Source organism: Campylobacter concisus (assembly GCF_003048405.1).
GTDB classification, from domain to species: domain Bacteria; phylum Campylobacterota; class Campylobacteria; order Campylobacterales; family Campylobacteraceae; genus Campylobacter_A; species Campylobacter_A concisus_Q.
The window spans coordinates 17,628-33,517 of sequence record NZ_PIQS01000002.1; the positions used below are offsets into that span (position 1 = coordinate 17,628).

The 15,890-nt window shown below is 36.5% G+C and carries 8 protein-coding genes; 4 read left to right on the forward strand and 4 right to left on the reverse strand.

The window, feature by feature from the left end; all coding sequences use genetic code 11:
* Positions 1-2: 2 nt before the first annotated feature.
* Positions 3-905, forward strand: coding sequence for a disulfide bond formation protein DsbA (locus tag CVT18_RS05495; RefSeq protein WP_103629371.1), 903 nt, complete (start codon positions 3-5; stop codon positions 903-905).
* A gap of 30 nt (positions 906-935) precedes the next feature.
* The gene (locus CVT18_RS05500) at positions 936-1,367 is read left to right on the forward strand and encodes a GatB/YqeY domain-containing protein (RefSeq protein ID WP_054196646.1); all 432 of its coding nucleotides are present in this window, start codon (positions 936-938) and stop codon (positions 1,365-1,367) included.
* 553 nt (positions 1,368-1,920) lie between these two features.
* Here the strand turns inward: CVT18_RS05500 and CVT18_RS05505 are convergent.
* From CVT18_RS05505 to CVT18_RS05520, 4 genes are read right to left on the reverse strand one after another with little or no spacing between them, the layout of a single operon-like run.
* Entirely contained in the window at positions 1,921-3,267 is a 1,347-nt protein-coding gene (locus CVT18_RS05505; protein WP_103628203.1) for a TolC family protein, read from the reverse strand.
* Position 3,268: 1 nt separating this feature from the next.
* Positions 3,269-5,197, reverse strand: a complete 1,929-nt coding sequence (locus CVT18_RS05510; protein WP_103628204.1) for a MacB family efflux pump subunit — start codon at positions 5,195-5,197, stop codon at positions 3,269-3,271.
* Positions 5,198-6,391 (reverse strand): efflux RND transporter periplasmic adaptor subunit, encoded by a 1,194-nt coding sequence (locus CVT18_RS05515; RefSeq protein ID WP_103628205.1) that lies wholly within the window; start codon positions 6,389-6,391, stop codon positions 5,198-5,200.
* 54 nt (positions 6,392-6,445) lie between these two features.
* On the reverse strand, positions 6,446-8,479 hold the full coding sequence (locus CVT18_RS05520; RefSeq protein WP_103628206.1) for an ATP-dependent helicase: 2,034 nt from the start codon (positions 8,477-8,479) through the stop codon (positions 6,446-6,448).
* 65 nt (positions 8,480-8,544) lie between these two features.
* On the opposite strand from CVT18_RS05520, the gene pbpC reads away from it, so the two are divergent.
* Together pbpC and CVT18_RS05530 are read left to right on the forward strand one after the other, a co-directional pair.
* Positions 8,545-10,713, forward strand: coding sequence for a penicillin-binding protein 1C (gene pbpC / locus CVT18_RS05525; RefSeq protein WP_103628207.1), 2,169 nt, complete (start codon positions 8,545-8,547; stop codon positions 10,711-10,713).
* A 1-nt stretch (position 10,714) separates the two neighbouring features.
* On the forward strand, positions 10,715-15,835 hold the full coding sequence (locus tag CVT18_RS05530; protein WP_107824322.1) for an alpha-2-macroglobulin family protein: 5,121 nt from the start codon (positions 10,715-10,717) through the stop codon (positions 15,833-15,835).
* Positions 15,836-15,890: the final 55 nt, after the last annotated feature.

Below are 15,890 nucleotides of genomic sequence, written 5' to 3' on the forward strand. Positions count from 1 at the left end.
TTTTGGTTATAGCGATCGATCTTGGTTCAAACACATTTCGCGTAGCACTTGTCAAAAAAAAACAAAATGGCTTTAGTAATGAGCAAATTTATGAAAAGATAGTAGGAGCTGCTAGAGGGCTAAATGAAAGTGGCAAGATAGCAGATGAGTCCAAAAATAGGCTCTTTAAAGCGATATCGGAGGCTAAAAGTAAATTTGACTTTGATAAATTTACATGCGTAGCAGTTGCAACTGAGGCTTTTAGGGTGGCGTCAAATAGTGAGGAAATTTTTAGCGAGATAAGAGAAAAATTTGGTATAAATTTTCATCTAATAAGTGGCGAAGCTGAAGCAAAGCTTACATTTTTGGGTGTTCAAAATGCTTTTAGAAAGCTTGGAATCAGTAAAAATTTTAGTATCATTGACATCGGTGGAGCAAGCTCAGAGATCGGTGAAGATGGAAATTTTATGAGTTTTAAATTTGGCATTATTACATTTTTTGAAAAATTTAAAACGCTTGATTTAATGCAAGAAAATGCAAAAATTTATACAAAAGATGCAAGAGAATTTTTAAATAGCTTAAAAAATAGATTTATCGTGCTGACTTCTGGCGTACCAACTACTATCACAGCGCTACGACTTGGACTTAACTATGAGAACTATGATCCGAAAAAAGTAAGCGGATATGAGCTTAAAAATGACGATCTTGCTTGGTTTGTAAATGAGCTTTTGAAGATGGATGATAAGAGTGCAGATTTGGCGGTTGGAAGAAACAGAAAGTATCCACTCATCGCTGGAACCTTGCTTTTAGAGGAGCTTTTAAGTAAGCAAGAAGCAAAATTTTTAGTTATTGACGATGGGCTTAGAGAGGGTGTTGGGGTGGCCTATCTACAAGGAAAATTTCAAGAAATTATCACAAATTTTTAGTTAATATTTCAAAAATTTAAAGGAGAGGAAATGAGTATAAGAGAGCAAATTTTAGCTGATATAAAAGAGGCTATGAAGGCAAAAGATGAGTTTAAAAGAGATACTTTAAGAACGCTAAATGCAGCACTTAAGCAGGTCGAAGTCGATCAAAGGATCGAAATGACTGATGAAGTGGTACTTCCGCTACTTCAAAAGGAGATCAAAAAGAGGGCTGACTCGGTTGAGCTTTATATAAAAGGTGCTAGAGAGGATTTGGCTAAAAAAGAGCAGGGCGAGATTGAGCTTATTAAGGCATATTTGCCAGCACAACTAAGCGATGAAGAGCTTAAAGAAAAAATAAAAAAGATTATTGAAGGAGTTGGTAGAAATTTAGGCGCTGTAATGAAAATGGCAAAAGATGAGATCGGAGCAAGTGCTGAAGCAAAACGCATAAGTATGATCGCAAAAGAGCTTTTGGCTTAAAATCCATAATCTTATAAAACGAAAACTTACTTTTAAATGTGTGTAAGTTTTCGAAAAATCAAATATGACTTTCATTTTAAAAAGATAATTTTAAAAGCATAATACTTATATGAATATGTTAAAAGGTAAAATACAAGCTTTTTTATATATTTGTATTGAAAACTATAATTTTCAAATTGTTATTTTAATTTTTTTATTTTTTCTTTTAGATGAATTTAAATATTGATTTATAGGCTTATTTTGGATTTTATCTTTTGTATGATTTTAATTTATCCATTAAATTTAATGTAAAAACATTTGTAAAAAATTAGTTAAAATTTTACAATTTTCAAAAATAATTGTGGTAGAAAATTTAGCTACCCTATTTTTTAAATTTAGCTATAGAAAAGTATGCGGACATTTAGTGTGTATTTTTTAGTATAAGGATTGGTGAGTCTAAAATTTCTAGCATATCTTCTCATAAATGATAGAAATTCCACAACTCTTTTTTGTTTGTTTAGTCTTATCTGCGCTACTCTCGTTAGTCTCATAGCTCTAAACAAAGCTTATAAATTTACCTATTAAATTTACCAGCCATGGCTTTGTAGATATTTAGCTCGTCTTGTAAAAGCGTGTATTTTGCTTTTAGTAACCCTATTTTGGCCTCTAGTTCGCTGTTTTTAGCCTCTAAAAACTGCTTTAGCTCGACCTTGCCGTAAGAGTATTTTAGCTCGTAAATTTTTGAAATTTCCTCGTAGTTTTTTATCTGCTCTTGGTAGTTTGCAAGCAGTGCTTCGTCGTTAAGGTAGCCTTTGTAAAATGCGTCTATCTCGTTTAATGCGCTATTTAGAGTGCTTATGTAGTTTAGCTTTGCAAGCTCGAAATTTGCCTCGCTAACCTTTAAATTTGACTTTAGCTTGTGGTAGTTTAAAAATGGTAAATTTAGAGCGACATTGCCATTTAGAAATTTAAGGCTAAAGGCTTCCTCTTTTTTGTCGGTGCTGCTTTTGAGGCTAGCTCCTAGCGTGATACTTGGGTAAAACTCTTTTTGGCTCGCTTTGTAGTTTAAGATGCCCTCTTCTATGCGGTAAATGGCCGCTCTTAGATCAGGCCGGTTTGCTATGGCGCTTGTTGGCACATCTAGATCAACGCCCACTCTTTTAACGGGACTTAGCGTGAGTACTTCAAATTTAAGCTCAAATTCTGGCCTCTCATTTAGCAATATCCTAAGCGTTTTTTTAGCACTCACAAGCTCTTTTTTGGCACTTTCTATCTTATTTTGAGCGCTTAAAAGCTGCGAGTTTATCTGTTTTAGGCTTAGAGCTTCCTCTTTGCCAAGCTCAAATTTAAACCTAACTATCTCATTTAGTTCATTATAAATTTCTAAAATTTGCTCATAAGTTTTAATGCTCTCATTTAGATATAAAATCTGAAAATAGGCGTCTGTTACGGAGTTTATCACGCTTAGTTTGCTAGCTTCCAGATCAAATTTAGTAGCATCTGCTTCAAACATCGCTGCATCTTTGCTATTTGCAAGCTTTTGCCAAAGATCAAGCTCGTAGCTAAGCCCTATGCTTGAGCCAAAACTTCTACTAGAAGCGCCGCCCTCTTTTATATTTTTGTTGCTTGATGCCTCAATGCCAGTGTTAAAGCTTGGGATTAAATTTGCCTGCAAAACGCCAGCTTGAGCGAGTGCTTTATTTATATTTATCGCTGCTTTTGCAAGGTCGGTGTTGTTTTTAAGCGCAAGTTCTACAAGCTCATCAAGATAGCTTTGCTCATACTGCTTCCACCAAAAAGTGTCTAAATTTAGCTCACTACTAGCATTATCTTCAAGTAAAATTTGCTTGTAGTTTTCATCTATATTTTTAACAGCGCAGCCGCTTAAAACGAGCACTAAAGCTAAGCTTAGAAATTTCATATTACTCCCTTGAAAGCGCATCTATTGGATTTAGTTTTGAGGCATTTTTGGCAGGCATGTAGCCAAAAATGATGCCAATGGCCATCGACGTGACAAGCGCAAGCACGATCGAGCCATTTGAAAAGATCATGCTAAAGCCATCTAAAAAGTTGTTAAAGATGTAGCCGATCGCGTAAGAAAAGGCTATACCGATAGCTCCGCCAATTAAGCAAAGTAGCACCGCCTCTATCAAAAACTGCTGCAAGATGTTGCTCTGCCTAGCTCCGATCGCCATTTTGATGCCTATCTCTTTGGTGCGCTCTGTAACTGAAACTAGCATGATGTTCATCACGCCTATGCCACCAACTACTAGTGAAACTACAGCGATACTTGATATTAGAAGGCGCATTGTGGAGATGGTCTCTTCGATAGTTTGCTTGATGCTATCAGAATTTCTAGTAAAGAAGTCTTTTTTTCCGTGTTTTATCGTTAAAAGATCAGTTAGGCTCTTTTCTGCAATTTGAGCATTTACGCTTTCATTTACTTTTACGGTTATTGAGCTAATAAATTTATCGCCCGTTATCTTGTTTATCACGGTCGTATATGGAGCATAAATTTTAAGTGAGCTAGCATCGCCGATTTTAAACTCATCTTTTTGCAAAACGCCTATAATGCGAAGTGGCTTTTTGTTAAAAAGAATAATCTTACCGATAGGGTCTTCGTTTTTAAATATGCTATTTTTAGTATTTTGGTCTATTAATGTGACAGAATCCGAGTTTAAAACCTCGTCGTCATCGTAAATTCTTCCTTTTTCTAGCTTTAGTCCATTTACGTCAAAGCTCCCTACTCCACCACCTTTTAATGTCGCTGTTAAGGAGATATTTTCATACGTTAGTACGCCTGAAGTGCTTGTATTTGGAGTGACTGAGTCAAGAAATGACTGCTTTGAGAGCATATTTGCGTCACTTATAGAGAGCGTTTTTACCCTGCCCGAGAGCATGTCGCCAAAGCCTTTTCCTGGCATTATGTCGATCGTATTTGTACCGATCTTTCTGATGCCAGCTAAAATTTGCTCTTGTGAGCCTTTGCCAAGAGCTACGACGCTAATGACCGCTGTGATGCCAATTATAATGCCAAGCATTGTAAGAAGCGATCTTAATTTATGAGCCAGCATCGCATTTACCGACATTTTAAAGCTTTCAATTAGCTGATCTTTATAGTAGGTAAATTTGCTCTTTTCTGGCTGGTTTTGCTTTTTGGCCTCAAAAATTTCACTGTTTTTTACATTATCACTTACGATATTGCCATCTTTTATCTCGATCACACGACTCGCGTACTCGGCGATCTTTGGGTCGTGCGTGACGATGATGATGGTGTGACCTTTTTTGTAAAGATCCACTAAAATTTCCATCACTCTTAGCCCACTTTTGCTATCAAGCGCGCCTGTTGGCTCGTCTGCTAAAATGATCTCGCCACCATTCATCAGCGCCCTTGCTATAGAGACTCTTTGCTGCTGTCCGCCAGAGAGCTTGTTTGGTAAATTTTTTGCTTTTTCGCTAAGACCAAGAGAGTCTAAGATATCCATCCCTCTTTTCTCTCGGTCGCTCTTATTTGCCCCTGCGTAAATGCTAGGAAGTGCGACGTTTTCAAGGGCGTTCATTGTGCTAAGAAGGTTATATCTTTGAAAGATAAAGCCAAATTTATCTCGTCTAAGCTTAGCAAGTGCGTCGCTATCAAATTTTGATATATCTTTGCCATCTAGCAGGTACTGCCCGCCACTTGGACTATCAAGGCAACCAAGGATATTCATAAGCGTTGATTTGCCAGAGCCAGACTGACCGATAATGGCTATAAATTCGCCCTTTTTTATCTCTAAATTTATGCCATGAAGAATTTCTATTTCATTCTCACCTAGCTTAAAGCTTTTTGTGATATTTTTTAGACTTATCACTTAAAACTTCTTATTTTCTTTTTCGATCATCTTGGCTATTTCGCTTGCTGAGCCTTGTGATGTGATGATCTCATCACCCTCATTTACGCCACTAATTATTTGCGTATCGAGGTTGTCTTTTATGCCAGTTTTTACCGCTGTTTTTACCGCTTTGTCATCTTTTAGAACATAGACAAAAGTGCCGTTTTCATCTTTTTTAATACCAATACTTGGTACTATGATAGCATCCTTTACGTTTGCTATTAAAAGCTCATTTTGCGTGGTCATGCCTATTCTTAAAATTTTATCTTTATTTTCAACTATGCTTTGCGCGTAATAATAAACAGCTGAGTTGCTTGAAGTGCTTGAGCTTGTGGATTTGCTACTACTACTAGAGCCGTAGCTACCATCGCTTAATGTCGTTAAGCCAGGGTCGATTGAGCTAACCGTCGTTTGAAATTTTTTTGTTGGCTCAGAGAGGATCGAGTACTCAACTGGCGTGCCGACTTTTATCTTTGTGATGTCGCCCTCAGCTATTTGCATCTTCATCTTGACATAGCTAAGATCTGCGATCTTTACGATAGTTGGCGTAGTTTGATTGGCATTTACGGTCTGTCCCTCCTCTACTTGCACGCTAACTACGACGCCGTCTCTTGGAGCGGTGATCTTTGTGTAGCCTAAATTTATCTTAGCTGTGCTTAGCTCGATATTTGTTTGCTTTATCTGAGCCTCGAGCTCCTTTATCTTGGCGCTATTTGCGCTATATGTGTTTTTTGCACTTTCAAATTCTTGTTTTGAAGTGGCGTTTTTGGCAAAAAGTGCGTTTTCTCTATCAAACTGTGTTTTAGCGATATTTAGAGCCACTTTTACGCTTTCAAGCTGAGCTTTGTAGATGGCTAGCTGTGCTTCTTTATTGTCTATGCTATTTTGCTGGGTCGAGCTATCGATACTTGCGATCATATCACCTTTTTTGACCTGATCTCCAAGCTTAACATAGAGTTTTTTTATCTGGCCACTCACCTGAGCACCCACATCAACTAGCTCTGTGGCAAAAATTTCTCCAGTCGCATCAACTTTTTTACTAAATGAACCTTTCTTCGCCTTTTTGGTGATAAATTCCACCTTTTCATCTTTTATCTTAAAAAAATTATCATAGATAAAATATCCACCGACGCCTAAAATAAGCAGGATTATTAAAATTTTAGATTTTTTCATTGCTTCTCTTTGTAAAAAATTGGTCAATTTTACTTAATAAGATTAAAATTCTCTTTAAACTTCCTCTTTTGCCATGCCAGCCTCTATCAAAAACCTACTTGGCTGATAATTCACCTTCTTTATCTTGTCGTATTTTGCATAACTAAGATATAGCTCGTCTTTAGCCCTTGTTACTGCTACGTAAAAGAGCCGTCTTTCTTCTTCTAGGCTGCCACCCATGCTCATTAGCTTTAAATTTGGAAAGCGGTTTTGAGCGAGATCTACTATGAAAACTTGGTCAAATTCAAGCCCCTTGCTCGCATGCACGCTAAGCAAGCTAACGCCCTGCCCTTCGCTCATCTCGTTGCTTCCAAGGGCTAAGAAGTTATAAAATTTACTGATATCTTGATATTTTTTAGCTAGCTCGCTTAGCACCACACTCTTTGCCATTATGCGCTCTTTGACCTCTTCTTTGAGCGCCAGATCGACGTTACCGTTTTTTAGAGTTGCCCTTTTTGTGCTGATGTTTTCGACGATTAGTGAGTAAATTTTGCTAGTTTTTATCTCATTTATCATCGTGGCTGGCTTTGAGATATTTCTCATGCCTCTTAAAAAGTTGTAAATTTCATATAAAAACTGCGCCCCGCTCTCGCTTAGCTTTTGTAGTTTTAGCACAGGATGACCTAGAAATTTATCGCTAAAGCCAAGCTTAGAAAACCTTGAAATTTCGGCAAATTCGTCAAGATCGTCAAAAAGTCCTAGCTGGTAGTTTCGCCTTTTATTTGATGAGATATTTACGCTTTCATCTGGCTCAAGTATCCCTTTTATCAAATTTCCATGTCCGAGCTTAAGCAGCGCGTCAAAAATTTCTTTGCTAACCGCGCTGCCAACGCCCTTTGCGTATTCGCAGATGTGGATAAATGCCATTATATCTTTTGGATTGACATAAATTCCCATGATGTCGATGAGTGCCTTGATCTCGCGGCTCTCAAAGAAGCTCACCCCACCCTTTCGCTTTGAACTGATACCTCGCTCTTTTAGTGCGACCTCGATGCCGTCAGCTGATGAGTTATTTCTAAAGATGATAGCAATATTTTCCCTATTAAATGGCGAAAGCGAGATGATGTCAGCGATGTTTTGATACTGATCAAAAAGCTCGTTATAAACAAGCAGTCTTGGGGGCTTGAAATTTCCCTCGCGGCTTACGGTTAAGTGCTTTTCATAAAGCCTTGGATTGTTATTTATCACCTTATTTGCAAGGGTAAGTATGCTTGAGCTTGAGCGGTAGTTTACATTTAAAGCGTAGATATTTGCGTTTGGAAAGCGATCTTTAAATGAGCCTATTATCTCGATATTTGCGCCATTAAATGCGTAAATACTCTGGTCAAAATCGCCCACGCAAAATAGGCTCTTCGTCGCAAATGCGTCTATGAGGCTACCTTGAAGCGTGTTTGTGTCTTGATACTCGTCGATCAAAATTTCATCATAAGCTAAATTTGCTCCCTTTTTTAGCTCGTCGCGCATTTTTATAAGAAGATCGTTAAAATCAGCGTAGGCAAATTTAGCCTTTTCGGCCTCAAACTCCTCTAAAACATCTTCATAAATTTCAGCATAAACGCCCTGCTCTTCGCTCTTATCGCTTATCCATTTGCCAAAAGTAGTGCCCTGCTCGCTGTTTTGAAAGAGCGAGTAAAGGTCGTATAGATAAGCTCCGCCATAAGGTTTGACGTCGCTTAAATGGTAAAATTTACGCCTCTCAACAAGACTTTTTAAAAGCGTCTTTAGCTCGCTTGGCTGCTTTAGCGTGACGCCTTTATCAAGGCTTTTTAAAAGCGAAAATGAGACCGAGTGGAAGGTGCCCGCTGTGATTTTAGAGGTGACTGATTTGTCAAAATACCTATTTAAACGCTCTATCATCTCGCTCGCTGCTTTGTTGGTGAAAGTTAGAAGCAAAATTTTCTCTGGCGAGATGCCTAAATTTAAAAGATGAGCTATGCGTGCGACAATGGTACTGGTTTTGCCAGTGCCAGCTGAAGCGATGATGAGATTGTGTCCAAAGGGCGCAGTTGCGGCGGTGTATTGTTCTTTGTTTAACCTAGATAAGGGCATGTCTTCCTCTTTTTTAAAAAGGCCTAATTATAGCTACTTAAACTTTAACAGCTATAATCACGCCGATGAAAAAGTTTAAATTTCTAAAATTTCTTGCCCTATTTTTGGCTCTTTTGGTTGCTATTTTTTTGATATTAGATCAAATTTATCCACTAAATTTAGATGCGCTTAAAAAAGATGAAGCCAAAATTTTGCTTGACAAAAATGGCAACATTATAAATATGAAGCTTAGTAGTGATGGAATTTGGAGATTTCACGAGCAAAGCTTTCCAAATTCGCTAAAACAATGCGTCGTTCTCTTTGAAGATAGATACTTTTACTACCATTTTGGCGTAAATTTTGCCTCCATTTTTAGAGCATTTTTTCACAACCTAAGAAGCGACAACCGCATAGGTGCGAGCACTATCACAATGCAAGTAGCCAGGATGCTAGAGCCAAGTGATCGAAGCTATAAAAATAAGGTAAGAGAAATTTTTAGAGCACTTCAGCTTGAGCTTCACTTTAGCAAGGATGAAATTTTAAATTTTTATCTAAATTTAGCTCCATATGGCGGAAATATCGAGGGTGCAAAAGCGGCTAGCTTTTTTTATTTTGGCAAAGAGCTAAATGAGCTTAGCTACGCTCAGGCAGCACTTTTAAGCACGATCCCTAAAAATCCAAATAAAAATAGACTAGATCATGTTTCAAACATAAATGCCCTAAAAAACAGAGTCATAAAGATGCTTTACAAGGCAAAGTTGATCGATCTTAGTGCGTTTAAAAGAGCACAGGCCGAGCCATTTAAAAATGTAAGGATAAGAGCCGTTGTAAACGCAGGCGACTACGCAAATGTCGCTTTTAAAAACCAAATTTCAAAGGCTAGCTTGGATCTAAATTTACAAAAAGATATGCTTAAAATTTTAAAAGATACGATGTTTTCGCTAAAGGCTAAAAATGCAAATAACGCTGCTGCGGTAGTCATTGATAATAAAAAAATGAGTGTTGTTGCCTTCATAGGCTCACACGATGAGCGCGCACGTGATGGCAAAAACTCAGCCATAAATATGAAGCGAAACACCGGCAGTACGCTAAAGCCTTTTATCTACTCACTTGCGCTTGATAGTGGGCTTATAACGCCAAATTCGCAGTTAATAGACACGCAAATTTATATAAAAGAGTATGCCCCAAAGAATTTTAGTAATGATTTTTTAGGTATCGTAAGCGCGAAAGATGCTCTAAATTTCAGCCTAAATATTCCGGTTATAAATTTAAACTTAAAACTAAAAGACAATTCCCTTTACGAACTACTTGAAAAGGTAAATTTAGTAGATGAAAATAAGGAGTATTATGGAGCTTCTATAACGCTTGGAAGTGCTGAAATGAGCCTGCTTGATCTTGCTCATCTTTATACTATTTATGCTAATGACGGCATTTATAGGCCACTTGAGTTTGCAGGAAAAAACTACAAAAATGAAGAGAAAAATGTAACTCTAATCTCGCCTCAAAGTGCCTATTTAACTGCTAAAATGCTAAGCGAAGCCTCAAGATCATATCTAAAAAATGCTTGGCAGTACGCCAAAAATACGCCCAAAATAGCCTTTAAAACTGGTACAAGCGCAAACTCACGTGATCTTTACGCCATAGGCGTTGATGAAAATTACACAATTGCTATTTGGATTGGAAATTTTAATGCCAGTAAAACTGATAAACTAACAGGACTAAATGACGTATCAAAGAGCCTTTTTGATATGTTTAAGATAATCGCTCAAAAAGAGAAGTTAAGATTTATGAGTGAGCCAGATGGCATAGAAAAGCTGCCAACTTGCATTGATGCCTTTAACTATGAAAAGTGTAAAAAAATGGCGCTTGATGATAGGATAAATGGTGTAGATTTAAAGGATAAGTGCGAAAGTTTAAGGGGCGAAGAGCTTGATTTTTTGGTTAAAAATGAGCTTTTGGATAAAGATGAGATACAAAAAAGCCCTTGTGCTGAAATTTTTAAAGATAAAAAGCCAGTTTTTGCCTATCCGTATGACAATGAAGAGATAGTGACAGATGAAAATATTACACAAGTTATGGTAAAATGCTACGCGTTTTTAGGCGATGAAATTTACCTAAAAATAGATGATTTGAACTTTTCTAAGATAGAAAATGCAAGCGAAAAAAAGTTTGATCTAACTCTTGGCGAGCACAGCATAAAATGCCTTGATCAAAACTCAAATCAAAGTGAAATAACAATAAAAATAAGGAGATAAAATGTGGCAAAAAGTAGCGCTTCTAGCACTTTTGGGAATGACAAATTTATATGCTTTGAGCCTAAATGGCACTGCGCAGATAAAATCGCCCCTAAGCGTAGAGTTTGGACTAGAAGATAAAGTCGATAAAAATTTTGTTGGTATGCTAAGTGATAAAAAGCTACTTTTGTGCCAACCAGCATTAAATGGTACGGTTAGATTTAATAGTCAAAGCTTGCTACTTTTTACAAAAGATATGCATGCTGGTTTGGATTACAGCTGCAAGCTTGAAAATGGAAGCACTGCTAGTTTTGCCACGAAAGAATTTGAGCTAACAAAGATAGAAAAAATAAGCGATAGTAAATATATACTTAAATTTAATGATGAAGTAAATATTGAAGCTATCAAAAATATTGCCGTAAAAGATGCAAAATTTAAAGTGATTGAGCTTTCTAACAATAGCTTTGAGCTTAATCTTGATAAAAATTTAAGCAATCCAGTTTTTGATTTTGGTGAAAAATTTGAGAGCAAATTTGGTGCAACGCTTTCAGGTGAAACGATAGTAAATTTTGCCGATGAAATAAGCGAAGAAAGCGTAAATATAAATGATAATGCAAAGAGTCTTGAGATACCAGAAATTTATCCAGTGAGCCTTGATAATGGTATCTTGGGCTTTAGAATTTATCTAAAAAATTGGCTTGATGACGATATTAACTTAAAAAAATTTATAAACATTAAAGGTGTAAAAAACTTTAGCATTAGTGACGTTAAATATAGTGACAACTATGAAGAAAACTCAGAGCTTAGCGAGTATTATTACTACATTGATATTACAAGTGACGATTTTAAGCCACAAAATAGTTATGAAATCACCATTAAGCCCGGTTTTGGCGATGATAGAAATGTAGTAATAGAAGAAAGTAGCTATGAAGTAGTAGCTGGCAATTTCACTCCATTTGCAAATTTTATAAATAATGAGCCATATATCTCAAGTGTCGGTGAGATCGGTATCAGAAGTGCAAATTTGCCTGAGTTAAATGTAAGCATTGAAAAGCTAAGCGATCAAAATTTTAGATATTTCTTAAATTTTAATGACAATAACGAAGAGTTAAGCAACTTCAGCACAAAAGTGGCAAGCAAAAGCTATAAACTTGATGGCGCATTAAATGAAATTTCGCTAAATAAAATCAAACTTGACTTTGCCGGAGCTGGAGACGGCGTTTATAAGATAAATTTAAACTACGGCAAAGATAAGAGCGTCTCAAAAGTAGTCTATCTAAGTGATATCGCCGTAAATGCAAAGCTTGGCAAGGATGAAATTTTTGTATTTGCAAATCGTCTTGGCGAAAATACAATGCTTCCAAATGCAAATGTGAAAATTTATGGCAAAAAGAACGAAGAAATCGCAGTTGGTGCGACAAATGATATAGGTGTTTTTAAATTTAACAAAAAAGATATTTACAAAGATATCTCCTCAGTGGTTGTCTCTCTTGGAAAAGAGCAAAATTTTCTTATTTTAAAAGAAGACGAAGCGCTAAATGAAGCAAAATTTATGAGTCAAAATGCTAGTGAGAGTATCGATGCGTACGTTCATTTTGCTTCAAATATCATAAGACCAAATGAGAGTTTAAAGGGTGCAATCTATCTAAGAGATAGAGATTTTAATCCTTTAAAAAATATGCCTATAAAGATAAAATTTTTCGATCCACAAGGCAAAAGTAGTGCTGAAATTTCAAAAAATACAAATGACGTTGGCTTGGTAAATTTTGAAAAAGAGATATTAAGCGATCTAAGCGGTAGATTTAATATGCAAGTAATTTACGCAAGCAAAGTGATCTCAAATGTGCCATTTTTTGTTGAGAGTTTTATGCCAAATAGGATAAAAAATGAGATAACGCTTGAGAGGGATAAATTTTTCGCAAATGAGCTTGTTAGAGCCAATCTAGCCAGTAACTATCTCTTTGGTGGCGCTGCTAGCGAGCTTGATGGTAGCATGCAGGTTAGCTTTTTTGATGATGAATATAAAAATAGCGAGTTTAAAGAGTATAAATTTAAAAACAATACACTAAAGCCAAGCGCTTATCCATCTTTTGAGAATGATCTCACTCTTTCAAAAGATGGTAAATCAAGTCAAATGATAGATCTTAGCTTTAGCACTAAAAATGCCTCTTCTATCATAACAGGTGTGATAAATTTCAATGTAAATGATGATGGTAAAAACGTAAGCGACACAAAAAGCTTTACGCTCTATCCTTACAAAGATATGGTCGGTATCGCAGCAAGCACGACATTTGCTGAGCCAAACGAAGATGTAAAAATAAGAACGGTTGTAGTAGATATGTCAAGTCAAAAGGCCGTAAAATCAAATTTAAAATTTGATATAAAACGTGTTACTTGGCAATACCAAAGAGATGCAAATGGCTATATAAAGTGGTTTCAAACGCTAGAAGATGTGGATAATTTTTATAAAGACAATGGCGAGTTTAGCTACAAATTTACACAAAGCGGCTCATATATGATCATCGCTACAAATCTAGTAAGTGGAGCAAGCACAAGCCTTGATATGGACGTAAGTGGCTACAACTACTCTACTCTAGCGCCTACAAAAGAGCTTAGTAAATCTCAAATCAAACTAAATAAAAATATCTACAAAAAAGGCGATGAACTAAGTGCTGATATAAGCTCAGCTATAAAAGAAGGTATCGCCCTTGTTACACTTGAAGATGGTGGCGTGAAAGCTTACAAGGTCGTTAAGATAAAAAACAACTCGGCAAATGTGAAATTTAAACTTGACTTTGATTTTAGCGGACTTTACGTGAGTGCAAATATCTACCGCATGACAGATGGTGGATTAACTCCATTTAGGACTTACGGTAAGGTTTATGCTAAGGCCGATAAGTCATCAAGGATACTTGATCTAAGCCTTGATGCACCAAATACAGCAAAAAGCGATGAAAATATAAAAATTTCACTAAAAACAAAGCCAAAAGCTTATGTAAATTTATTTATCACAGATGTTGGCGTACTTGATATAACGTCACAAAAGCCAGCCGATCCACTTAAATTTTTTGACAAAATTTTACCAGATGGCGTTTTTGACTATGATATTTATAATATGCTCACAAACTATAAAGTCGAGGGTAAAACTTTAAGCTTTGGTGGCGATATGGCAGCACTTGCCATGGAGGCAAAAATGGCAAAACATGCTAGCCCGGTCGATAGCAAGAAGATAAAAACATATGCAAATTTAGTAAGCCTTCAAGCTGACGATAATGGTGAAATTTCATACGAGTTTAAAACGCCAAATGGCTTTAACTCTGCCATTAGAGTAGATGTCGTGGCAAATAATGAAACTGGCATGAACGCTGTAAATAAAGAAATTTTAGTAAAAGATGATGTGATTATTAAGCCAAGTGCGTTAGTTTATCTGTTAAAAGGCGATGAGCTAAATGCAAACTTAAGGCTCATAAACACAACAAATGAGGATAAAAATTTAACCATAAAAGTGGCTAGCAGTAAAAATTTAAACATCAAAACAAAAGAAAATGTGAATTTAAAGCCGCTTGAAAATAAGGCCTTCACATTTAAAATTTCAGCTCTTGAGGCTGGTGCGGCCGAGTATAACGTGACTATAAGCGACAAAAACAGTTCAAAAACTGTTCAAAGCTTGCTTGATGTAGTGAGCCCTTATACTATCAGCACCTACGCAAAAAGTAGTGTCTTTGACAAAGAGAGTGTGATCTCACTTCCAAAAGGCTTTCATAATGTTAGTATAGATGCGTCAAGCTCTGTCTCAAGTGTGCTTTTGGCAGCTTCTAAAAATTTAGTCGAGTACCCTTACGGATGTGCGGAGCAAAGGAGCTCAAGGCTACTTGCGCTTTTAAATTTAAGGCCAAAAGATGAGCTTGAAAAAAATGATCAAAAGAGATTTATTGCAAGCGGTATGAGTGAGCTAATTAAGATGCAAAAACCAGATGGTAGCTTTGGCTACTGGAGCGATCTAGGTAGTACAAATGCATTTGCTTCGATCTATGCAACTGATGTGCTGCTTGATCTTGAAGAGGCTGGATATGAGCTAAATAAAAATGTAAAGCAAAGAGCATTAAATTCGCTCTTAAAATATACAAACACAGACATTGAAGCCCTATATGCTATTTATGTAAGCTCCCGCGCAAATGTTGCTGATAAATCGGTGCTAAATAAAATTTATGACCACAAAGCTTACAATACGACCGCACTTAATAAATATCTAATGGCAGCAGCTTTAAAAATAAACGGCTTAAATGACGAAGCAAAGGTGGCGCTAAAAGATATTAAAAAAGCTCAGATAGCTGATTACAGCAGGGATTATTCTAGCTTTGGCTCAAAGATGAGAGACAATGCATTTATCTTGTATCTGCACGCAAAATATTTTGAGAAAAACGACTACTCAGATGATCTTGCAAATTTCTTGATCACAAATTTAAATGAGCTTAGCTCAACGCAGGAGCGCGCTTTTACACTTAGAGCGCTAAATGCCTACTTTGGTAAAGATGTTGGCGAGAAAAATAATAAATTTAAGCTTAGCTACAATGGCGAAAGTAAAGAATTTGATGGCCTTTTAAGCGTATCATTTACAGCAAAAGATGGAAATTTTACCATTACACCACTTGGTGAAAACAAGCTATATGCCACTATTTTAAGCTACGCTTATGTGCCACTTGAGATTAAGCATAAAATAGAGCCAAAAGAGCTTGATATTTATAGAACGTTTGTCGATGAAAAAGGCAAAGAGCTAGGTCTTGACAGCCTAAGAGTAAATGATGTTATCTATTCAAAAATAGTGATAAATTCTAAAGCTATGGTTAAAAATGGCGTAATAAACGAGATAGTAAGTAGCTGCTTTGAGCCAATAAATGAAAATTTAAGTGGCTTTAATAAGAGTCTTAAAGATAGCATTGAGCTTGAATATCAGAGCATAAAAGATGATCGCGTTTTAAGTTTTTATGCACTAGATAGTGACAAGAGAGAGGCTGTGCTTTACACACCTTATCGTGTAAGACTTGGCGGCAAATGCTCACTTGGTGCAGTCACAACTGAAAATATGTATAACGAAAGACAAAACGACTACGACCTAGCTCAGCGAAGCTTTACTGTCAAATAAGCTATATAAATTTTGGGGCGTTTAACCGCCCCAAGCCCATATTTCCCCACTTTTG

Excerpts from the sequence above, each read along its gene's own strand:
- CVT18_RS05530 (WP_107824322.1), top strand. The coding sequence starts at position 10,715 with ATGTGGCAAAAAGTAGCGCTTCTAGCACTTTTGGGAATGACAAATTTA.
- pbpC (WP_103628207.1), top strand. The coding sequence starts at position 8,545 with ATGAAAAAGTTTAAATTTCTAAAATTTCTTGCCCTATTTTTGGCTCTT.
- CVT18_RS05515 (WP_103628205.1), bottom strand. The coding sequence starts at position 6,391 with ATGAAAAAATCTAAAATTTTAATAATCCTGCTTATTTTAGGCGTCGGT.
- CVT18_RS05505 (WP_103628203.1), bottom strand. The coding sequence starts at position 3,267 with ATGAAATTTCTAAGCTTAGCTTTAGTGCTCGTTTTAAGCGGCTGCGCT.
- CVT18_RS05500 (WP_054196646.1), top strand. The coding sequence starts at position 936 with ATGAGTATAAGAGAGCAAATTTTAGCTGATATAAAAGAGGCTATGAAG.
- CVT18_RS05520 (WP_103628206.1), bottom strand. The coding sequence starts at position 8,479 with ATGCCCTTATCTAGGTTAAACAAAGAACAATACACCGCCGCAACTGCG.